Below are 22,037 nucleotides of genomic sequence, written 5' to 3' on the forward strand. Positions count from 1 at the left end.
AAAATTTTTTTATGATTTTGCTCTATTTTGTCTTCCAAGTGGCTTTAACCCTTGTGCCAAGAGCATTTCATTGCACTCATAAATATTTTTCGGATAACAAGTCAGCACCAACATACGGTACATCATGTGTTGCTCTGTCATCATAAAATCTTTTCTTGATGCTCTTAAAAGACAATCACTCAAAGCCGGAGGTAGCGAAAGTCCAATAATCAATTGTACAACCGTTTCTAAGGTTACATTATCAGGCTCATCGTTTCTTAATCTTTGAATGGTCTTTTCACTAATCTGTGCTTCCTCTGCTAATTTTTCTTCCGTCATCTCCGACCACTCAATCAGCTTATTCAATGTTCCTGAAAAGGTTGCAGGTAAAGATTTCACAACCTTTAGTATATCTGCATTGTATTTCTTAATCTCATCATCAACATTTATATTTTCATCTGTTGAAGTATAATGTGCTTCAAATACAATATTTGATGCAGCATCCCTATATAAGACACATTCAGTAAAAAATTGCTCTCCATACTTATTAACGGGTCTTACAACCAAATCGAAAACAAGACAACACTTCTCCATGTTATGACGGGCATAGTCAGTAAGTTCAAGTTCCCCTATATCATTCCTCTGAATGTACTTATCGGAATTCAGGCAAAAATGAGAATCTACAAATATATACTCTCCACTAGCGAGTTTCTCTTTTAATTCTGGATTTAATGCACTTTCAGCTACAGCATCATTTTGTGAAATAGAAAAGGTTTGATTCGGTTTCAATGCTCCTTTCTTAAATGAATGGGGTCTAACATATCTTCCATCCACATAGTTAAATACACCGAGAACTTCATCATAGCCAATATCATATAATCGTATCTTTGCAGCCTCTCTCGAAACCACAAAAAAAGTTGCAAGGCTATCAATAACCCACTCCATCACATCTACAATTTCTACATTGCCAACTTCTTGTCTGCATTGCCGGATAAATTCTCTTGTCTTTTCTTTAAAAGGGCTAATCGGCATTTGCAATCTTGGTGCGAGTGCATTTGCCTGCCACTCCATCCAGTCTGTAGCACTTCGTACCTTACTATCCTTTACTCCACCAACTATCTGGCATCTGATAAATGTCGCATCTTTGTTATATAGTCTTTCTAATTCAAAAGCTTTTCTGTGTTTCTCCCAATGGACACATTCATGGATAATGGTATTATTAACAGACCCTAAATTTCTTAAAAAGAAGTTCGCTGGATCCACCATAATTGTTTTTCCAATGATCTCCGTCTGCTCCACTTTCTCTGCATCTGCATTATATGTATCCAGTATAGTATTACAAAAAACAATCTGTCCAAATACAGAAGAATCCTCTGTTAACGGTCGGATAATAATATTCAGTCCCATTCGCTCGGCTAATACCTGTGGTTCTACAGCAATCGGACTCTTTAGTGCCTCGGGGTAATATTTCATTAGTATTTCCGATGCAATATCATCAAGTTTATCTTTAGAAATAATGGGAACCAATGAATCTGACATAGGTCGTTTCGGCTCTGCTTTTTCCCTATAAATTTCCGCAGATAAAATGCAAAAATCATCCAGCCCACAGTTCAAATTTCCAGAGCATTTTAGCAGAAACCATTTTGAACATTCTTCATAATTATCATAATGGTAGTCAGCTTCCTTAACTTCCAAATCTGCCTCCACAGCCATTTCAATTCCAACTTCCATATCCGGCAAATCATCAATCCACATTTTTTTGATGTGAAAATCCGTAGCCTCAACTTCTCCAATCCTGTGAATGTTGTTTACCCACAAATTCAAACTATCCCCATTGTCATCTATGCAATTTTGGATAGCCGTTACAATATCATTATAAAACCTATCTGTTATATAATCTGAAAATGACCTTGCCAATGAATCACGCCCCCATTTCTTCTGTTTATCCCAGCACCCCATGAAACATAAATATCATCCAGTTCCACCCATTTACCCCTGACAATTTCATCTGAATTCAAATTTACCTTTTTGCCAGCTATAAACCTTTAAATTATTGAAAGATTTCATCATAGTATTTATCTTCCATATACTCCGTGAAGTTCTTATATTTCCATACCAAACTGTCCTTCCTGTCTTAGTCCTTAATATCAAAAACCATCTTGATTACCTCTGTAAGTTGTTGCCTCGTCTTTTCTTCATTCTCTTGCTCAAAGATAAATGGCATACGAATAAAGTGGACATTAATATCACCACTGGGACTTTCACTAACGGCTACGGGAAAATCATCTTCTTTTTCCTCGTATCGATACATTGGATAAAGAAGATAAACATCTGCAATATCTCTTTTTCTTGCATATTCCAACACTTGGTATAAATCGCCCTGCTTTGCCTCATTGCTGATGGTTTCTTTGTAATCTGGATTATCCTCAAACCTAGTTATTTCTTTGTATTTGGTATCCAATACAAACACTTTACCGTTAAATTCGGCAAGAATATCATGACGCATAGTAAACGTAGCCCCACTCGTCTCACCCTTATAAATAATCTTTTCTACAAGACTCATCCGACTCTCTTGAAGATGAACTTTTCCTCCGACACTACGAAGTACTTCTTTCATAAATCCTCCAATAAAACCTTCAAATAACAACTCTGTAGGGAATAGGAAGCAAAATGACTCATTTGTGTCTATGGAATAATTCGACATCTTATTGAGCAAAAACATCTTGCTCATGCTTATTATAATATCGTAATGGCTGTGCATTTTGCTCAGCCGAATATGGCTACAATCATTTGGAGTACATGGTACATCTGATATCTCATTCAACCTCGTCAGAATTGTCCGCAACGTTTTTTGGTCCCTTTTTGAAGCAATATTTAGCAGCAGTTTACAGGTGTATTTTATAATCCTGTTTACCTTATTATCGAATTCAAAATTGGAATATGTGCATCGGAACTTATCCGCCTGTCCATTGGGGATCTTGTTCATGAGGTAATCCTTCAGGTCAAACTTTCCTTTTATGCTCGTGCAATCTTCCGTTTCATCCACATATTGATAATAAAAACCCCTTTCAATCGCATTACGGACATATCCCACATATAATGTAATGAAAAGTTCTTTCAAGTCCTCCGAATCATTCAGTTCGCTCGAAATATTGATAAATGGATATTCCAGTTTATTACAGTATTCAATCCATTTGACCAGATTTTTCAACAGATGCTTTTGAGTCAGTTCGTCCGTATCATGGTCATCTATCTCGGTGCTGAACACTTTCGGATAGATATTCAGCTGTTCTCCTTTGAAGACAATCGTACCAATGTATTTCTTAGTCCGAATTCCCTGCTTTCCTGTAAAATCAATAAATTGCTGTTGGCTCGTTACTTCCCCGTCTTCATAAAAAACAGATCTCTGCTCCCAATTCTCTTGCAGGAAATCAGCCAGTTCATCAAGGGCAGCTTGTGACTGCCAAGAACTCGGTAGTTTCGTATTGGCAATTTTGCTGTACTCGTACCTATCCAACATCATATTACTCAACCTTATCCTTTACTCTGAGCCTGCCAACCTTCTCATCTATAATCTCCACCTTGGCCCCAGACTTATTTATGGCATCTTGCAGAAGGTTTGCCACTTTCTTACGATTGTCGTAAAAATACTCATAAAGCAGCGGAATGATATTGTTGTTTAGAATGCTACACAGGTCTTTTTCCGTCTTTCCCATAAAATATGAGTGACCGACTAAAAGGTCTGTACTATCAAGTTCCTGCACAAGATTTAAGTTAATATTTTCAAGTATGCTCCGCAGCACAGCGTCATTCACAAGCACAGCTGTCGGCCTCTGTTCAATAAAGGCAAACCTTCGGCGGAGCGCTGCATCTATCAAAGATATAGACTTGTCCGCTGAATTCATAGTCCCAACAATATAAAGATTGTTCGGAACGGCGAACTGATCTCCCGACTGAAGCGTAACACTTGTTTCATTCAATTCGCCCCAACGCTTATCTTCCTCAATCAATGTGATTAACTCGCCAAACACCTTAGAAATATTGGCACGGTTAATTTCGTCTATAATAATGACATAGTTTTTATCTTCTTCGTCATTAAGCGCCATATCCGCGATTCTCTTAAAGACTCCATCCACCGTCTTAAAGGCCATTGAACTGCTGTTTTTGTCCGGACGTAATCCTTGTATGAATTCTTCATACCCATAATTCTGATGGAAGGTTGTAAACACAATCTGCCCAGCTTTCACCAGTTCTTTATAGCGGGCAACATTCATCTTTCTGTCAGTATTATTTGTACGGAATTCCTCGATTCCTATGTTATCTATAATGCCAAGGGCATATTCAACCATTGAATATGTTTTTCCCGTTCCCGGAGCCCCATAGACAATGAAATTTATCGGATAAATTTTTGTTGTCCGGGGATTCCTTTCAAGTTCCAGACAGGATTTAGGTTTTGCACTTTTCATCTGTTCCTCTTCCTCCAATGTTACCTGTTCTGCATAAAAGTATTTTTCATAAAGATAAAGCAAGTTTTTGTCAGCCTTCAGCTGAACGCATGAAGTCTGCAATCCCTCATTCTTTTCCGGCATACGCTCATCCTCTGAAAAAACAGTATGCCATTTTCCTGTCTTCAAATGCGCCATGTTTGATGAATCATCATAAAAATATGCACCTATTTCATCTATCAGTCCATAAAGTCTTTCTCCATCCATTGTGACCAAAACAGTGTATGTATCCGTATCATAAAAGCGAATCAACTCTCCTGCTTTACGAGATGCAGTTCTGGAGTCTGCCGAATAATAGTTTTCTGTCAAGTTCTGAGCCAGAGCCGTTTTATCCAGGCTGTTTCCGGCCGTATATTCCTCTAGACTTCCAGTTGCCGACCACCCGATTCCAACAACTGAACGTTTCTTCCATTCTCCCGCATAGTTTCTCTCATCATCAGATGTCCCCAATCTCACAAATTGAATAATATTTGGGCTAAAGCGTTCCCGAAGAGCAGAAATAAACTTTGTGTAATGTAAACCCGCATAATTTTGAATCATGGCAAGCTGCCCACTCCGAGCATAATATTTGTCACTTGGCTGAATCAAAAAACACCGCAGGGCATGTTTCTGCCACTCTGGAGAATGAAAGCCACTTAGTTTCTCTGGAAAAACTATGGAATAATACTTGTGAAACCATGCCCAGTTGTAGTATTTCTCCCCAACAGCTGATTTCAATTCATCATCTAGTTTTTCATAATCTGCAAGTGTATTTAAATCCTTATTTTTGATTATCTCTGTTCCCTTTACCAGTGCATCACGAATTTCCTTTCCGAGAACAAGTGCCTCTTCTTCACTCAATTCCTGCGGACTGTTTGGGCTTCCTGTAGTCCAGATTCCAGTTTCCTTTCGTTGAAACAGCCCAAATTTATAAGCCGAACCTCCTGCAATGCTACCAAAAGCCATCCGACAGTCCTTATTCATTTCAATCCAACAGCAAAGAGAATCCGTATTGTTACCCATTGTATAAAAAACACTCGTCAACAGATCATTACCTTGTAGCACTTTCAGCTTCTCCGGCGCAAACTTGCTTAAAAACAATTCCCGATTATAATCAAATTCTTCACGCGAAACAGGTCCTTCAATTCCTGTCTGAGATATGTAATCAGTAATCAGTTTAGCTGCTTTCTTATATTCGTTTTCAGTTTTTTCTAACAATGCGTTATTTTCTCCTATACATGTCTGCCTCTTTTTGAAATCTGCAATTTCCTTATCTGTCATTTTCTTGATTGTTCCGATAGGATGTGTATCATTCTCCACATAAGCAAGATACTTTTTCCCTTCCAGCTTTGCCCACTCGATATAAGGAAGACTGGCCAAGATTGTCTCTGGGCGATTTCTGCTGCTACCGCTGCCATTCAAGATACTATCGACATGGGCAAATTTACCCTCCAACAGAACAGCAGAGATCTTCTCAAATTCCTCAAATGATCGGGAATCCTTGTCACCACCTGCAACAGATACTATTACACGGCTTTCTTCCTCATTCACCTCTGTAACTGTTATTTTAGCAGCAATTCCTGATAGACTGGAAAGCTCTATACCAATAAGTCCTTTTATATCCTCGATAATATTCTTAAACTTTCTCATACTGTTATCCTCTCAAAAAATCATCTATGGTTTTTGCAATTCCATTTGCCAGTAGGAAAGGAACGCCATTACCTATTGTTTTAAATTTATCTGTCAATGACATATCTGCAGGTAATTCAAAGTCCTTTGGCAGAGTCTGTAACGCCATAGCCTCAGCTGCTGATAACCTTCTTTCCTTATAAGGATGCAAATGTACCTCATTATTTCCATATGCAACCGTTGGTGAATAACGCCACCTATGCAGTCTTTTATACGATTTTTTACTCACGTCACCTTCTTCAATCGTCTGCATCCTTACTAAGCCTGCGCGGGGGGTAAAATAATCTTGGGCGTTAGGATGGTTCTCTACGTCATTTTTTCTGAACCAATGCTCCACCGTTAATTCTTCTGGCACAGCCTGTGGGCATTGCGTTTCCACATTCGCATGGAATTCTTCCATTTCCGGCCATTGCATCTTTTTTACTTCATCCACCTTATACTTTTGATACTTATTCCAAGGAAAAACTGATATATCCCTATTCTCCAACTCCGCTAACACATCTTCCTGGATACCAAATAGAAGAATCCTATCTCTATCCTGTGGCGCACCATATTCAATTGCGTTTGTCAGCCTTTCAGTCATAATGTATCCTGCGGCATATAATATTTTTTTCAATTCCTCAAAATATTCCCTATGCCTTGCGGTCCTCCATAGACCTTTTACGTTTTCAAACAAAAAGAAATCGGGCTTCATATTTACTATCAATTCTACATAGTTCAAAGATAATTTTCCGTTGATGCCATCTCTTCCTTTATTTTTCCCGGCGACCGAGAAATCGGGACATGGGGGTCCTCCTATAAAGCCAACGAGGGAACCATCCCTTTTGGCATCATCCAAATTGGTTTTTAATTCCTCTTTTCTTTGTTGCAAGAACTCATTTATATCAATATTATAGTAACCGTATTTAGGCGGTTTAATATTCATTTTTTCCCTGGCATATTTGTAAGCAGCCATAAAATTGGGTTGGTATTCATTTACAAGTTCTATCTGAAAACCTGCTTTTTCAAAACCTAAGTCCAGAAACCCGCTCCCAGAAAAAAAAGAAAACAGCTTAATTTTTTGATCGCTCATGTTTTTCTCTTCTCCTTGATGTTTTATATATTTTCCGGATTTTACCCTTGCATCAGATGGTTTTTCTGTATCAGTTGGTATTGCCCATGCCTTTCCAAACCGCACAGCTCCCTCTATTCTTCCTTCGGCACATAAAACCTGAATACGCCTTTGAGTGATTCCCCATTTTTCTGCTGCATCTTTGATTGTCATGTATTCCATAATAGTCTCCCAACAGCTAATCCATTTTCATTTTCTATTTTATACCACAAAGCGAATAATATCAACTAATATTTTACTCTGAATTCAAACTAAATGAGCGGCATAAAAAACACACAAGAATCCAACTGCGTTCTTGCGTGTTTTTTCCTACCATGATTAATTTATATCATAATTACATCCATATCATTTTTGATTTCTTCTGGCGTCAAGCACGAAAAGAGCTTATCCACACACCATATAAGTCCCATAACTGGAGATGAAATACAAGCAGTTGTTGCAGTTTCCATACAATTCTCATCTGCACCATTAAAGCCATTTAGCGAAAAAGCATAAAATCGTTTTTGACAAAAATCAGAAATATTTCCTACATTCAACTGAAGCCTTGTACATAACAACATAATAATTGCCTTTACATCGTCTCCTTCATGCACAAACTGATATCGTCTGTCCGGTCTAATAGAATTTTTAATGGATAAAAAGCATTTCAAATTTTCTTCAATCGTTACCTTCCCTGCTAGCTTACTAAATACACTATCCATCATCTTAATATTGGCTCCAGATAAATTATCAATTGTTTTCATAGAATCCAATCCATATTGAATATAATCATTCTCCTCAAATTTCAAAATCACTGAATCCGGATTACTTGAGCATAATCTGAAAGCTTTATGTCCAGCTGCTTTTACCTGCTTGTCTGTATCATCACGTTCAAACTCAATAAGCGTGTCATATTGCTCTTTTTTCAATAGGGAAATCCATGCGTCCATTTTTGAGTCATTAGTTGGAAGCTTTACATAAACAAATCTAATAGGGTCATTATTTTGCTTATTAGTAGCATTTTTATCAGCTAAGTAGTTCCATACATATGCACCAAAAACATATTCTGCCCATCTCCCATTGCAATTATTAAAAGAATTTGATGTAGGGGCCTTTGGCCGAGGTTTAGTTTTCGCAAAAACCTTTTTAGTCTCCTCCTGCAAATCTTTTATTATTTCATTAAAAGATTTATCAGGAAGCGGTAGATTTTTTTCGTAAACATATGAGAGCATCTCAATGCATGGTACTGTTGCACAATTTTTTCCGTTTTTATCTTTTTTTACTTTCAGAACAGGCTTCGCCATTGTTCTTACCTCCTATGTGTTGATAACAACATTATATATCATCTACATACTCTTTAACAATACATAGCAAACAAATTTTCTTGTCATTCAGCAAAGGCACAAAGTCCACGTTGTTCAAATCTGTAAATCTTGTTTTGTCAATACCTAATTTTATAATGCCGAAAAATGGTACAAATAATTTTTCATGTTATGCTACACTCTCCTTGTAACATTAAAACCAAGCTTTATAGGAAGGAGAATCGAATGAACAAAAACGTTACTGTAGAAATTAATATGAAAGGGGTGAACAAAAAATTGGAGAAAATAGCAAAAAAGAAATATCCACCTGTTTATATGCCCTCAGAGTATATGAAAAATGGTTTTCAATATTCAACACCACAAAAAATATATACTTATGAAGGTCCTGTATTTGTACCAGAAAGCAAGGATATATTTTACAGCCAACCAAAAGAAGATATCCCTTTTGGATATCATAGAATCAGATGCCAACACTGCGAAAACGTGATAGCCATTCCTATGGGATATAACCATTGTCCTGAATGTGAACAAACGGTATATGCTGATAAAAATATTGTATTCTTAAAGTAATTTATGCTAAAGCCAATTCAGTCACCTGGGTTGGTTTTTCTCCTTTCTGCCGTTAAAATATCGAATTTATTGTCAATTCTATTTATGCCAAATCATATTATTTTTTCCAAACTTTTCTCCCCATCATCACAATTTGCTCTACATTATCCAAAACCGAACAATGCAACAATGCACTTGTTATCATTTTACTCCTTACAAGCGTCGAAAAAATGCGGATTGTATAACAATGTATATGATTACAAGTTAGTCTTGACACCTTATCTGAACGCTCTTTCTTCATATACATAATGGCAAAAGTATAAGGGGGAAAGGAAAGTCCCCCTGTGGGTTATCCTTTACCCCTTTATATTATGGAGGATATATAAATACCTCTTCAGATGTATAGCTGACTCAGCAAAATCTATTTTCCCGCGGCAGAATTTCCATTTGCTAAATTTATAACTTCTTGTATTTGTTCTTCATTATAGCCCAATTTTTTCATCGCCCACATTATAGCAATTTTTTCCTGTTCAACCCCAATTTCTACTATTTCATTATGCTTATCAAGATAATGTTGCAAATCTTCCAAGGTCATCTGCGGTTCATTGTCGGAAGGTAACGTTAACTGATTGTATTTATTTATACCCCACTCTTTTACCTCTCGAATGACAACACTAACAGCCTCTACTCCAAGACCTTCTAATTCTTTGACTGCCGCATCAAGGATGCCGTCAATCATGTTTTGGACACGCCCTTTTTTATCTTTTTCGTTCATGATTGACACCTTCTTTCCAACAATATGATACTTTACCACTCTTAATATCATATCACGAATCGAAATACTCCACAACAAAAAAAGTGGCAATTACCGAAGCAATCACCATTTTAAAACTCCTAATCCCCAATTTTATCATTTTCAAGCATCAGCAGAAAGTCTGTAAGTGAATTATACAACTCAGACATATTGGAAACAGGATATTCAAAGAGGTCAAAGATGCAGATTCTTCGACCTCTTCCTATTCCCTATTTACTACCCTTTACTGCATCAAACATTGATTTTCTCATACCGTCCAAGTACTCCTTGTTTGCTATACATATTCCTCCATAACAATAATCACGAAACATACAAGTCTCACATATAATCTGATTAACACTCTGACGAATCAAGTCATCATCAGACGGCAGTTTATACGAATCAACTTTTTTAATTCCTGATGGATTTCTTAATCCAAAATCTATCTGTTTGCCATTGCTCGTTTTTAGATATCTATATGTTTCCGCAAAAAACTCTAAGCAATCACCAACTTGATAATCTTCAAATCCTTCAATTGGCATCCAAACATGATCTTCCTTTCCATCAAAGCACTCCCCATCCATGTACATACCACTTACATAGATGCGCTTGAAACAGATATTCTTTTGGGTTATTCTCTCGATCTGTCCGGCAAAGCCAAGCGATACTTCATGATGACATAAAAAGAACCACCCTCTTATATCCCTTCCTATTGCCATCTGTGCATCAAGATAATCTTCATAGGTAAGTTTTTCGCCACCGAAAACTTCCTTCATGCCTTGTGGTGAAAAATCAATGTAGCCCCACTCTTGGGTGTCCACAATGACATTCTGACCCCGATATGCCTTCTTCAGTTCCTTCCACTCTGTGTTTCCTTTTCTTTTACCCATATTCTCGCACCTCCGATTAAAAGTGTCACTTTACAGTGACCTGACAATTTAATCTACGAATATGAGAAAATCTAATCTGTACTCTTTCATTTGCTGTATTCTTCCACAATCTCAAAGTACGCGTTGATCTTAGTCTGCGCTTCTTCCTCAGATAGTTCAAAATGCGCCATGAGCAAATGTAGGACGGTTTCAATCGTACAGTCCTGTGAAAATTTATCTCGTATTAAGTCCATTGGATCCATAATTCATTTCCAATTTTGACATATTAGAACATTACTTCAAACGAACATAATATGTCCCCTTTCCCGAACCTTCCCTTTTTAATTCTCCTGCCTTTACCAACTTTCTCAGTGCCCCTTCGACAGAGCTTACACTGAGTGCCGGACATAGTTCTCTGATATCCTGCTTCGTAAACTTCCCCATCTTATTTAGCGTTGCCTTTCTTACAATATCAACTGCAGGCATTTTTTCTTCCACGATTGAAAATCTGTCTTCAAAATCCTTGTATGCAGCAAGAATCGTGCCCAAAAGATACTTGATAAAAGGTACTGCATCTTCTGTCCCTTCATGCCAGCCTTCCTGTGCCCTGCCGAGCGCATCATAATACAAATCCTTATTTCCTGCTATCTTTGCCACTAAAGAGATGTATTTGCCCACATAAAAACCACTGCGGTATAAAAGCAGTGTAGTGAGCAGTCTGCTCATTCTGCCGTTTCCGTCATTAAATGGATGTATGCACAAAAAATCATGGATAAAAATCGGTATGACGATAAGTGGCTCTACTTCAAAATTTCCTATGACAAGGTTGTATTCCTCACATATCCTTTCTAATGCTTCAGGGGTTTCAAAAGGCGCAAGTGGTGTAAACAATACCTCTGTATGCCCATCAGGATGAGCAGCACTGATATAATTCTGTACATTTTTAGTCTGCCCGGCAAGCGGGTTATTCATATGACTGTAAAGCATCTTATGCAGCTGGAGGATATAATTCTTAGTAATCGGAATAGCATCAAAACTTTCGTGAATAACATTCAGCACATCACGATATCCTGCGATTTCCTGCTCATCACGGTTCCTTGGTGTTGTTTTTTCCTCAACCAATTGTCTGATTCTTGTATTTGTGGTTACAATACCCTCAATGGCATTCGATGCCTCGGTACTTTGTATCTTGGCTATTTCAACGAGCTTTTCCAGCTCATTCGGTTTTTGTTTGAGGTAAAGCTCCTGTTTCCCTGCATATTTATATATAGCTGCAATGAGCCCAAGAATCTCTAAATCCCACTTTTGCTTTTTTATAGATGAATAATTGAATGTCCTCATTCCCTTATGCGCCTCCCTTTCCCTTAAACATTAACATATTTTAAGGGAAAGTTCAATAATCATTTTCGCAACATAGAGATTTAATGGCTAATTTCATCGTCACATATCTCTTGTTCCGTTCTTGAATTTTCCATCACTTTCAGCAGATACTCCTCAAACTTTGGCCGGCAGATAAGGTATCGATTTCCCAGAAATAATGCAAATCCTCCTTCATTGTCCTCTGCCATTCTTCTCATTTTCTTAATGCCTATGTGAAAGTAAGCACTCGCCTCTTTCAGCGATATCATGTACCTTTCCTGAAGAGGTATCTCAATCGTTCCTGTTTGCTGCTCTTTCATATGCACACGCTCCTTTTTGATTATTTGACCATAAAGAGTCGTTACATACATCACTCAAAAGCTCCCAAATATCAAGTTTTATCTGCTTTTGCTCTTATGTTTACCTTATAACGATAGCTGCTTGAAATCGTTAAAGGGTGTTCAAATGAAACTACTCGACTGTTTTTGACTACTACATTTACTACTTTTACTTCCGTCAGTCGTAGTCCGACCGTAGTGCTCTGGCACAGCAAAAACCCTTATTTGCCCCATTTTACCCCGATAATTCAAGCACAGAACAGTAGTCGTTCGTCCTGCCGTGGCAGACGAAAAGTATTTTTACCATCTTTTGCATTTCCTTTCTTTTCCTTTTATAAACCTGCAAGCCCTTCGCTTTACGGTGATAAGGAAGTATAGAAACTAACTTATCATCAACGCTGACAAACAGGGTGCAAGCAAGAACAGAGAACACATCACTTTCATTAGTGGTCGGTTCTCTGCTTTTTGTTACGCAATAGAACGCTGTTTTTGAGGGTAGGGATATAAAATATCGTCTAAGTGTTTTCCATGCTCTGAAAGCCGCATAAATCAAGGACTTTTTAACCTCTACTGCGTAACATACCTACCCAAGAAAGCATTAGTTTTATAAAGCGATTGGATTAGACGGATTTTGAACACCGTAACAACTCCCGGTGTTGGATTATCCGATATTGGATTTTCCGACACCGGGTTATCCGACATCGGAAAATCCAACGCAATTAAATAAAGATATAACTAACTAAAGAAAAACCAAATACAGACTTAATCAAATATCTATTCCTTTCCTATCCTTTCCCCTAACCCCTTTCCTTTGAAGCACAATATAGTGACAGAGCTGCAAGAATGGAAAAGAATGGAACGGAAACGGCAGTATAAAGAAATATTGTTTACTATGTTACGCAATAGAACACCGTTTTTAAGGGTAGGAGTATAAAACCCTTACCCTTGTCCTTATCGCCGCTGTAATGCGCTTAAATCAAGCGAGAAACACCCTCTATCGTGTAACAATCATTCCATACTGGATTGAGGGCGAAAGCAGTCTACTGATTTCGTCCTCTTGACTGCCCATTAGCAAAGGCGGGAAAAGCTGTCAAGGGCGCGTAGCGCGAAGTTTACCCTTGACAGCTTTTCACGTCTTTGCTACTTCCTATCGGTCGAAGCGGAATTTCAATATGGCTTCAACCAGTTTTGCCTTTAATCTGTCCTGTGTGTCGTCATTGATATGCCCCTTATACATAGACAGGTATTTGATGTGTGCGGTGTAGTGCTGCAATACTGCGTCTACCGCTTCCGGCTCTCCGGCAACGGCTTTTTCGATTACTTCAAAAGGTATCAGCTTTTTGTTCCTCATGTTCCAATCTCTCCCATTCTTTCCGCAACTGTTTCAGCGCGACATTTCTTCTGTGATTTATCGTACTTCTACAACGCCCATACAGTCTGCCGATTGCTTCATCACGATAACCGATGAAGTAATATAGCAACAAAACTTCTTGCCTTAACTCCGGCAACTTTGCTAATGTCGTCGCTAACCGTTCATCATCAACGATAACTTCCTTTCCCAACACATGAAATACGGTCGGCTTGTCCTGCTTTTCAAAGTAGCTGTCCATAGCAGACGGTTCAAAATATCGTTCTGACATCAGATAGTCAAGGGATATTTCCCGTTCCATTTTCCGCTTCAAATCCCTCCATGCGTTGATTGCTTCATGGCGCAGGACAACCTTGCAGAACGCATGGAAAGCATATTCAATATGCTCCATGAACTGTTCAGAATATCTCATTTTCTCTCACCCCCTTTCTTCCCAGTAGGGGGCTATTACAACAAGAACCCATGCAGAATATATCCGCATAGGTTCTTGAGTAATATGAGTTATTAAGACATACTAAATGATATGTGTATTCATACTCATAGGCGCAATAATCCTCGTTAATGGCTTGGATTTTTTTGACAGGTCAATGATTGTTGGATTTTGTCGATATGATTTATGCTTCATGGCGGTACCTCTTTTTAGACATCGCGTCAAAAGGAACGTGTAAAAAGCTCTCTGCTGAACAACAGTTTTTTCTTTGTCGTCATTCAGCAGATTGGATTGAATTATCAAAAAAGGAGCCGATAACAGCAGTTCAAATCTGCGTGTTATCGGCTCTGCGTCTGTGCGTCCGGCTCTTTGATAACCGAAATATGAAATTGTGTTACATTGATTAAAATTTCCTGCTTACATTTGGGGCAGAACAGCGGGAAGTTCCGAAGCTCTGTATCTAACCGCATTTTAATACGTGTCTTGCTCCCGCAAACAGGGCATAATAACCATTTGAATTGCTCGCTCTCGTTATGATTCATGGGTTTTATTCTTGCTTTCCTTTTTCAGTACAGCACTGCTGATAACGCTGATACCGCCCAATAACGCACAAGATTTTGACGGAAAAAGGATTCCTGCCGCCACAAGACCAGCGCCGACAACTAAGTTACATACCGCTGCCGTTTTTAACGCTTTCTTTTTCGGGTTGGGAAGCTCTACGGATATTCCCAGTGTGTCATTCAGCTTTTCGCAAGCCTGATTTACTTCTTTAATCATTTTGTCCTCCTTAAAACAATAACTGTATGCCGTGATTTACAATAAGCAACACGCCAACGCCTATGACAATCCATAGGGCTGTGGCTTTCTTTTCTTTCCCTTTTCTCTTGTTCAGAAACAGGAAAAGCAATCCCACACCCACAAGGCAGATACCGACAATCAATGATACGATTGTAATAGTCTGCATGATTTCTGCACTTGGAACGGGTACAAAATCGGGAATTGGAAAATTCATGTTATCGTCCCCCTTTCTTTTAATTGCTTAAATCTGATAAAATCATTTTTCTCATTGTGATTGCTGAAAAAGTGATTCCTATGATGCCGAAAATAATTGCCGCAATGGGAATTGACAAAAGTCCTGCGCTGCTTCCCTGTGAATTTGACGCTATGGCAACAATGATGATAGACGAAACAACGGTTGCAATCGCTGACTTCTTTATCATTCCAACATACAGCGGGAGAAGCCCCAACAGGATTGCGGATATTGTTGTAACTGCCTGTGTCATTATGTTTCCAAAGCTGAACGTGACAAAATCAAAACATTTTGCCGCAAGAAAGATTGTGGCATATTGGAAGATATTTGATAGTACATGGAACAGGAACATGATACCACATATCAAAATGAGTTTTGCCGTAATCAATTTTGTGCGACTGATTGGGTAAGTGAAAAGCAAACAGATTGTTTTGTTTCTGTATTCTTCAATCACAAATACGGAAATCAGTACCGCTTCCCATACAATCAGAGTAGCCCTTACAAGCATTGCCGCTAACGTAACCGTATCTAACTGGACTGGGGCAAATCCCGGAAGTGTGGATATATTGCCGCTTGCAGTTAAAAGGCTGGACGTAAAGACCGAAAGCAGAAAAATGATAAAGTTAGCGATTAACAATCCGGCGATATGCGGCTTCAACGGTACTTTCTTAATTTCCATGCGGATAAGGTTCCACATTTTTTTCACCTCCTCCCAATAAGCCTAAATAATAGGTTTCAAGGTCTATCCCTTTGGCTGTGAGTTCTTTCATTGATACTTCCGCAAGCATAGCCCCGTGGTCAATAATTCCGATTGTGTCGGCAATTTTAGACAGCTCGTCAAGGATATGGCTGGATATTAAAATGCTTGTGTGATATTCATGGTTGATTCGCAACAGCAGCTCCCGTACTTCTATAATTCCCTGTGGGTCTAAGCCGTTTATAGGTTCGTCTAAAATGAGCAAATCCGGCTTTGTGAGCATTGCCCTTGCAAGCGCAAGCCGCTGTTTCATTCCCAAAGAGAATTTCCCTACGGCTTTTTTGCCCGTTTCTGCAATCCCTAACAGTGACAGCGTTTCCATGATGTTTTCATAGCCTGCGCCCATGTACCGGCAATGGAGTTCCATGTTCTCGTATGCGCTTAAATGGCTGTAAAAAACAGGGCTTTCAATAATGCTGCCGATACGGGAGAAAACGGGATTGTTCCCCTTGTTGATAGTTTCGCCTAATAAACATACCGTACCTGTATCGGGGAAAATGATGTGGTACAGCGTTTTCATCAGCGAAGTTTTTCCTGCGCCGTTCGCGCCCAAAAATCCGTACACTTCCCCTTGCCTTACATTCATGCAAATATCATTCAGTATGGGGCTGCCCTCTATGGATTTTGATAAGTGCCGGACTTCAACCGCATTTGTCATTCGCCCGCCCCCTTTTTGGGGCATAGCCGCCTTTTGAATATCAGAGTTGCTTTCTGTGCGATTCCGATAAGAGAATATTGGGAGCTGCCTATACACGGATAGGCGAAACAAGTAACCAGCTCCCAACCGTCCTTACCGTAATGATTCAGTTTATCAGACAGCGACTTTTCGGAATGTTCTGTTTCCTTGCTGTCAATTACTATCGTTTTGTACTCAAATTCTGTCATAACAATCTCCTTTACTCAAAAATATCTGCCACAAGGCTATCCACCATAAAATCAAAAACAGCGAAATAATCACAAGTGACGGAAAGCGTTTCTTTTGCATTGATTGTTGACAGCAGCGCACTCAAAATTCCATATGCCTGTGCTTCCTCCATTTTCAGATTGAGGTCTGCGGCATGGATAACCTGTCTGAAAAAATCGAAACTGTCAAACTTGATTTTCTTAATCGTTTCTTCCGGCAGCTTTGTTACAAAAGACTGAAAATCCGGCGTATTGACATTGTAGAGGAACGGCTTGCTGTCGTATTCCCGGAAAAGCCTTTTCATGGACTGTGCAAAGCCCTCTTTCGTCCGGCTGTTCCTGTTTATGTCGATAATTTTTTCTGTCAACCTCCTTTGTATGTCTGTGATTGTTTCAAGGAATAAATCTTCCTTTGTCGGGTAGAGCGTATAAAAAGTACCGATAGATATAACTGCCTTGTCGCATAGATTCTTAATGCTTGTCTTTTTGTACCCTTGCGCTATCCAACATTCCTCGCATAGTTCTTCCAGCTTTTTGCGGATTGCTTTTTTATCAGCGTCCGAAAGGACTGGCTTTGACGGCATAGATTCACTTCTCCTTTCTTCTGAATTGTATTTGCGAATATTCGCTATAAATATTCACAAAACGAATGATAGCACGATTGATAACTATTGTCAAGTAGGGAACTTGATTTAGCAATGCCGTATACCCCCAAAATCAGAAAATCATTCCTTACATTATAGGAAGTATTTTAGTTAACTGATAGAACTGAATAGACATACTCTGAAACCATATTTCAGCTTACAAAAAACCTCTGCTATTTTTTATTCATATTTGGCATTTCTGAAACTCCCCCGTATTAAGAAGCAAGGAAAACTTTTTGAAAAATTTCTCTCAAATATTCGTCAAAACCGCCCTGTGCGGTGTTGTAGGTAGTGAGAGAGTTTTCAAAAGGGTTTGGGATTCCTCCCAACAAGCAAAATCTGTCCAGCAAGCCATAGCGCGAACGGGCAGATTTACGGAAATGGGTACCCGTTTCCTATGCTTGCTACGAAACTTATCATTTAACAAATACGGAAAGGAAGGGAAAAGAATGGATTGGGAACCAGAAATCAAGGACAGCGGCTATTTGCCGGAAAAAGGGAAACCGACAGAGGAAACTGTCTGCTACAAAATCGGCGGCACATACTATGAAGTGTCTACCTCCTGCGGCGGCTCGGAACGGCTCCGCGACAAGATGATACGGCTCATAAAATCGGAAACCGTCAAACCGCCCAATGACAAACAGGGATAAATGCGCTATAATGATTTTAACACTACTGTTTGTCGGGCGTTCATTACAGGAGGAATGAACATATGACAGCAAATACATATAAGCCCGGACAGATAACAGCATTATACGCCCGTCTTTCGCAGGAAGATACGTTAGAGGGCGACAGCAACAGCATTGTGAACCAGAAAGCAGTCCTCTCCAAATATGCGGCGGACAACGGCTTTTCCAATCCCGTTTTCTTTATTGACGACGGTGTATCAGGTGTGACGTTCGACAGACCAAATTTCAACCGTATGATTGCAGAGATTGAAGCCGGAAACGTAGCAACGGTCATTGTCAAGGATATGTCAAGGTTGGGGCGCGATTATCTGAAAGTCGGCTACTATACGGAAATCTTTTTTGTAGAGCGCGACGTTAGATATATCGCAATCAATGACGGTGTAGACAGCGCAAAGGGGGATAACGATTTTACCCCGTTCCGCAACCTGTTTAATGATTTTTACGCCAAAGATACAAGTAAAAAAGTACGGGCAATCAAACGGGCGCAAGGACAGGCGGGGGAACATCTGACAAAGCCGCCTTACGGCTACATGGTAAGCCCTGCGGACAAAAAGCTATGGATTGTGGACGAGGAAGCCGCTGCTGTGGTGAAACGCATTTTTGATTTATGTATCGGTGGGAAAGGTCCTATGCAGATAGCAAAAATCCTCAAGGAAGATAAAGTACCGACTGCCAAAGCCTACTATGCCGAGAAAAAGGGGAAAGCACTTCCCGAAAATCCGTACAACTGGAAAGACAGCACGATTGTCGGCATTTTGGAACGTATGGACTATTGCGGACATACCGTAAATTTCAAAAGCTATTCCAAATCCCACAAATTAAAGAAGCGGATTCCAACCACAAAAGAACAGCAGGCAATTTTCTATAATACCCATGAAGCGATTGTAGAGGACGCTGTTTTTGAACGGATACAAGAACTAAGAGCGAACAAACGCCGCCCCACAAAAGCGGACAGACAGGGATTGTTTTCCGGCTTGGTATATTGTGCGGACTGTGGGAGTAAGCTACATTTCGCTACTTGTAAAAGTTTTAACGGTTCACAAGACCATTACCGCTGTGCAAAGTACAAGAGCAATACGGGAAGCTGTACGGCTCACTTTATCCGCGAGGAAGTGTTGAAGCAAATCGTATGGAGCAGGATATTTGACGTGACTGCCCTTTTCTTTGATGACATCATGGCTTTCCATGAAATGATGTATCAGCAACGCTCCGCTGAAACAGAAAAGGAAATGAAGCGCAGGAAACGTGAGGTCGGACAGGCGAGGAAGCGGATAGCGGAACTTGACCGTATCTTCAAGCGGATTTATGAGGACGACATAAGCGGAACAATCAGTCATGACAGGTTTTTGAAGCTGTCCGCAGAATATGAAGCGGAACAGCGGGAACTGGAAGAAAAGGTCAAGGCAGACCAGCAGGAAGTCGATACCTACGAACAGAACAAAAGCGATTTTGACAGCTTCGCCGCGATTATCCGCAAATATGTGGGGATAAAGGAGCTCACCCCCGCAATCGTCAATGAATTTATCAAGAAAATCATAGTCCATGCGCCGGAAAAGGTGGACGGGAAACGGGTACAGAAAGTAGATATTGTTTTCAACTTTGTGGGTGAACTCAATTTCCTTTCTGCTACGCAACCGAAAAGGCAAGGCGCATAGGAACTCAAAAAGACGGTACAGCCCTTGTAATTGGGGCTATACCGCCTAATCTGAAATTACTTCCCTCTAACCGTAAACATTTGATTTTCCGGGCTTTTCTGTATCTTCCATTAATTTGCTGTTTTCACGGGAACCTGCACTTTTTGGCATATCCCGTGCACCCGAAGGTGTAAATTTGGGTGCAAACCGGATCAGTTTGCACCTCAGGCATTTTCAATTGTATCTTGAGCTTCCTTATAATTCCCCGCCACTCTGCGCATTTCTTCCGACGCTTCTTCAAATCCCAGATGCGTAAAAGTATTCAGCGTTACGCTGATGTCGCTGTGGCCCATAATCTATTGAAGGGTTTTGGGATTCATCCGCGCGGCCGCCATCCTGCAGAAGGTATGGCGGCACACATGGGGCGTTACTTTGGGCATCTGGACTTTGTAAATGCTGTTGTACTTCTTGCAGATATGCTGGAAATATTTTTCCCAGTGCATGGCAACCATTGGCATCTCATTCTTATCCAGAAACAGAAATCCGGTATACCCATCAATCATTGGCTCTGCCCTGGGCTTTTTTCTGGACTTTAAAATCGTCCGGAAACAGTCTGCCACTTCCTGGGTCATTGGAACCTGGCGCACTCCGCTCTCTGTCTTTGGTTCTACAATCTGGTATCCTTTCTTCGGATAACGCTGCAGCTGGTGGTTCACAATAATTTTTCCATTTTCAAAATCCAGGTCTGCCCTGGTCAGCCCGGCAAATTCTGAAATCCGAAGCCCGGTATGGAACAGGATATATATGCCCTCATAGTATTTACTGAAATGGGCATCCTCTTTTACAAATTTCAGGAATTTTCGTTCCTGCTCCCTGGTAAGGGCTTCCCTGGTTATACTGTCATTGTATATGACGGTTGCCAGTTCAAATCCGAAAGGATTCTTGCGGATGTAATCATCATCTACAGCCACCTGGAAAGCCGGTCTTAGAATCCCCCGGATCGTGCGTATGGCGCTGAAACCTTTTCCGTTTTTCTGAAGCTGAATCAGCCATAATTTTGCATCGGAAATCTTTACCCGGTCAATCCTTTCCCTTCCGAACTTTTCTTTTTTCAAAAGGTTTATTGTTGTACGGTATCCTGCTTCCGTAGTAGGCCGCACCCCTGTTTTCAGGGAAACATATTTTTCCACTAACTCTGCCACTGTCAGCCCGCCGCCTTCCGGCACAATCTTATCAAAAATGTCAGCGACAACCTGCTTTTCTTTTTCGCGCAGGGACAGCCCCGCTTTTTTCCCTGCAGGTATTCTGTCATTCTTATCCAGCCGCCAGGAATACACATATTTGGGCTCCCCAAAGGTATCCGTATATTTATAGCGGTATCTTCCGTCCGGCATCTGGATTTCCCCGTTTCGGAGTATCCTTCCCCGGCTGTCTCTTCTTTTTTCACTCAATGCAATCGGCCCCTTTCTGTCTTTGGTAATTTTGGGTTCGACAAAAAGGCTTCGATGCGGTAAAGAGATTGTACCATAACGAAGCCGATTTGTCACATTGTTTTTCGGCTTTATGCCTTATGCTTTTTGGCTTTATATTTTGGGGTTATACAACAGTTGCCTCATCAATATATTTTTCAAACAACTTCCGTTTAATTTGGGTACGATTACCATTGCAAAGCAGGAAATCAGCATCGGGATTCTGCGCAATAATATTTCGGATTTTGCGCTGGCCGATTCGGAAATAATCGGCAGCTTCCTCGATAGTCAGGGTGTACTTACGCTAAATGGGAACCTCCATTTTCATTTCCTCGATTTCATTGATTTCTGTCGTTTTTGCTGTTTGCATTTTCTTTTCCTCCTTGCTTTTTGAGCGTTATTTTTTTCTATAGTGAATATTTTGACCGTTTTGTCTTTTTCCTTTAATAATCTTCTGCGGCTACCAGTTTCTCCTCTGCCAATCTCCTGTAAATGTAAAGAAATCGCTGGTTAATGACTGCTCCGTTTACTGTAATTTTGTGGGTCGCGCGAAGAGAACGCCCCTCCCGTTTTAAGAAAATCAGACCTTCTTCTTTCAGTGGGGTAAGCAATTCTCTGCCACTTTTGTAAGGAAAATACT

Annotated in this window: 24 protein-coding genes and 1 pseudogene; 3 read left to right on the forward strand and 22 right to left on the reverse strand. The window is 40.0% G+C overall.

Going from position 1 to position 22,037, the window contains the following annotated elements:
- Positions 1–9: 9 nt before the first annotated feature.
- The 5 genes from E5329_RS17725 to E5329_RS17745 all read right to left on the reverse strand — a co-directional run bounded on the left by E5329_RS17725 (position 10) and on the right by E5329_RS17745 (position 8,546).
- A complete protein-coding gene (locus tag E5329_RS17725) occupies positions 10–1,896 on the reverse strand; it encodes a helix-turn-helix domain-containing protein (protein ID WP_168356673.1) in 1,887 nt (628 codons plus the stop codon).
- A 217-nt stretch (positions 1,897–2,113) separates the two neighbouring features.
- Positions 2,114–3,502, reverse strand: coding sequence for an McrC family protein (locus tag E5329_RS17730; RefSeq protein WP_135990777.1), 1,389 nt, complete (start codon positions 3,500–3,502; stop codon positions 2,114–2,116).
- Position 3,503: 1 nt separating this feature from the next.
- Complete coding sequence (locus E5329_RS17735; RefSeq protein WP_135990778.1) at positions 3,504–6,113, reverse strand: McrB family protein; 2,610 nt, start codon at positions 6,111–6,113, stop codon at positions 3,504–3,506.
- Positions 6,114–6,117: 4 nt separating this feature from the next.
- Positions 6,118–7,425 carry a DNA cytosine methyltransferase gene (locus tag E5329_RS17740; protein WP_334295747.1) on the reverse strand — a complete coding sequence of 436 codons (1,308 nt, stop codon included), beginning with the start codon at positions 7,423–7,425 and terminating at the stop codon, positions 6,118–6,120.
- Positions 7,426–7,586: 161 nt separating this feature from the next.
- A complete protein-coding gene (locus E5329_RS17745) occupies positions 7,587–8,546 on the reverse strand; it encodes a Cfr10I/Bse634I family restriction endonuclease (protein ID WP_135990779.1) in 960 nt (319 codons plus the stop codon).
- Positions 8,547–8,789: 243 nt separating this feature from the next.
- Between E5329_RS17745 and E5329_RS17750 the strand changes: the two genes are divergently transcribed.
- Positions 8,790–9,134 carry a hypothetical protein gene (locus tag E5329_RS17750; protein ID WP_135990780.1) on the forward strand — a complete coding sequence of 115 codons (345 nt, stop codon included), beginning with the start codon at positions 8,790–8,792 and terminating at the stop codon, positions 9,132–9,134.
- A gap of 400 nt (positions 9,135–9,534) precedes the next feature.
- Here the strand turns inward: E5329_RS17750 and E5329_RS17755 are convergent, their stop codons facing one another.
- From E5329_RS17755 to E5329_RS17820, 14 genes are all read right to left on the reverse strand, one after another.
- A complete protein-coding gene (locus E5329_RS17755) occupies positions 9,535–9,888 on the reverse strand; it encodes a hypothetical protein (protein WP_135990781.1) in 354 nt (117 codons plus the stop codon).
- Between the two features lie 248 nt (positions 9,889–10,136).
- Positions 10,137–10,796 carry a hypothetical protein gene (locus E5329_RS17760; protein ID WP_135990782.1) on the reverse strand — a complete coding sequence of 220 codons (660 nt, stop codon included), beginning with the start codon at positions 10,794–10,796 and terminating at the stop codon, positions 10,137–10,139.
- Between the two features lie 86 nt (positions 10,797–10,882).
- Entirely contained in the window at positions 10,883–11,038 is a 156-nt protein-coding gene (locus E5329_RS29890; protein WP_168356675.1) for a hypothetical protein, read from the reverse strand.
- Between the two features lie 31 nt (positions 11,039–11,069).
- Entirely contained in the window at positions 11,070–12,116 is a 1,047-nt protein-coding gene (locus E5329_RS17765; protein ID WP_135990783.1) for a Fic family protein, read from the reverse strand.
- An 80-nt stretch (positions 12,117–12,196) separates the two neighbouring features.
- Positions 12,197–12,454: an excisionase gene (locus tag E5329_RS17770; RefSeq protein ID WP_135990784.1), complete on the reverse strand. Its 258-nt coding sequence runs from the start codon at positions 12,452–12,454 to the stop codon at positions 12,197–12,199.
- A 1,165-nt stretch (positions 12,455–13,619) separates the two neighbouring features.
- Positions 13,620–13,823 carry a helix-turn-helix domain-containing protein gene (locus E5329_RS17780; RefSeq protein ID WP_016223867.1) on the reverse strand — a complete coding sequence of 68 codons (204 nt, stop codon included), beginning with the start codon at positions 13,821–13,823 and terminating at the stop codon, positions 13,620–13,622.
- The gene (locus E5329_RS17785) at positions 13,795–14,253 is read right to left on the reverse strand and encodes an RNA polymerase sigma factor (RefSeq protein WP_016291438.1); all 459 of its coding nucleotides are present in this window, start codon (positions 14,251–14,253) and stop codon (positions 13,795–13,797) included. Before E5329_RS17785 ends, E5329_RS17780 begins: the two co-directional genes overlap by 29 nt.
- Before the next feature lie 356 nt (positions 14,254–14,609).
- On the reverse strand, positions 14,610–14,813 hold the full coding sequence (locus tag E5329_RS17790) for a cysteine-rich KTR domain-containing protein (RefSeq protein WP_081643466.1): 204 nt from the start codon (positions 14,811–14,813) through the stop codon (positions 14,610–14,612).
- Complete coding sequence (locus E5329_RS17795) at positions 14,803–15,048, reverse strand: hypothetical protein (RefSeq protein WP_016291437.1); 246 nt, start codon at positions 15,046–15,048, stop codon at positions 14,803–14,805. The genes E5329_RS17790 and E5329_RS17795 overlap by 11 nt, the downstream gene beginning before the upstream one ends.
- Positions 15,049–15,058: 10 nt before the next feature.
- Positions 15,059–15,283 carry a hypothetical protein gene (locus tag E5329_RS17800; protein WP_135990785.1) on the reverse strand — a complete coding sequence of 75 codons (225 nt, stop codon included), beginning with the start codon at positions 15,281–15,283 and terminating at the stop codon, positions 15,059–15,061.
- Positions 15,284–15,302: 19 nt separating this feature from the next.
- Entirely contained in the window at positions 15,303–15,998 is a 696-nt protein-coding gene (locus tag E5329_RS17805) for an ABC transporter permease (protein WP_016223863.1), read from the reverse strand.
- Entirely contained in the window at positions 15,970–16,716 is a 747-nt protein-coding gene (locus E5329_RS17810) for an ATP-binding cassette domain-containing protein (RefSeq protein ID WP_016223862.1), read from the reverse strand. The genes E5329_RS17805 and E5329_RS17810 overlap by 29 nt, the downstream gene beginning before the upstream one ends.
- Positions 16,713–16,943, reverse strand: a complete 231-nt coding sequence (locus E5329_RS17815; protein WP_016223861.1) for a DUF4177 domain-containing protein — start codon at positions 16,941–16,943, stop codon at positions 16,713–16,715. The genes E5329_RS17810 and E5329_RS17815 overlap by 4 nt, the downstream gene beginning before the upstream one ends.
- An 11-nt stretch (positions 16,944–16,954) precedes the next feature.
- Positions 16,955–17,545, reverse strand: a complete 591-nt coding sequence (locus E5329_RS17820) for a TetR/AcrR family transcriptional regulator (RefSeq protein ID WP_016289076.1) — start codon at positions 17,543–17,545, stop codon at positions 16,955–16,957.
- Between the two features lie 509 nt (positions 17,546–18,054).
- On the opposite strand from E5329_RS17820, the gene E5329_RS17825 reads away from it, so the two are divergent.
- Entirely contained in the window at positions 18,055–18,255 is a 201-nt protein-coding gene (locus E5329_RS17825; protein WP_016223859.1) for a hypothetical protein, read from the forward strand.
- 62 nt (positions 18,256–18,317) lie between these two features.
- Complete coding sequence (locus E5329_RS17830) at positions 18,318–19,949, forward strand: recombinase family protein (protein ID WP_275443418.1); 1,632 nt, start codon at positions 18,318–18,320, stop codon at positions 19,947–19,949.
- Positions 19,950–20,152: 203 nt separating this feature from the next.
- Here E5329_RS17830 and E5329_RS17835 read toward each other — a convergent pair.
- The 3 genes and pseudogenes from E5329_RS17835 to E5329_RS29895 form a co-directional block, all read right to left on the reverse strand.
- A pseudogene (locus tag E5329_RS17835) lies at positions 20,153–21,379 on the reverse strand (integrase DNA-binding domain-containing protein).
- Positions 21,380–21,524: 145 nt separating this feature from the next.
- A complete protein-coding gene (locus E5329_RS17840) occupies positions 21,525–21,689 on the reverse strand; it encodes an excisionase (protein ID WP_275443424.1) in 165 nt (54 codons plus the stop codon).
- A 151-nt stretch (positions 21,690–21,840) separates the two neighbouring features.
- Positions 21,841–22,008 (reverse strand): hypothetical protein, encoded by a 168-nt coding sequence (locus tag E5329_RS29895; RefSeq protein ID WP_168356676.1) that lies wholly within the window; start codon positions 22,006–22,008, stop codon positions 21,841–21,843.
- Positions 22,009–22,037 lie beyond the last annotated feature (29 nt).

Origin of the sequence: Petralouisia muris (genome assembly GCF_004793545.1) — a bacterium.
In the GTDB taxonomy this organism is placed as follows: Bacteria; Bacillota; Clostridia; order Lachnospirales; family Lachnospiraceae; genus Petralouisia; species Petralouisia muris.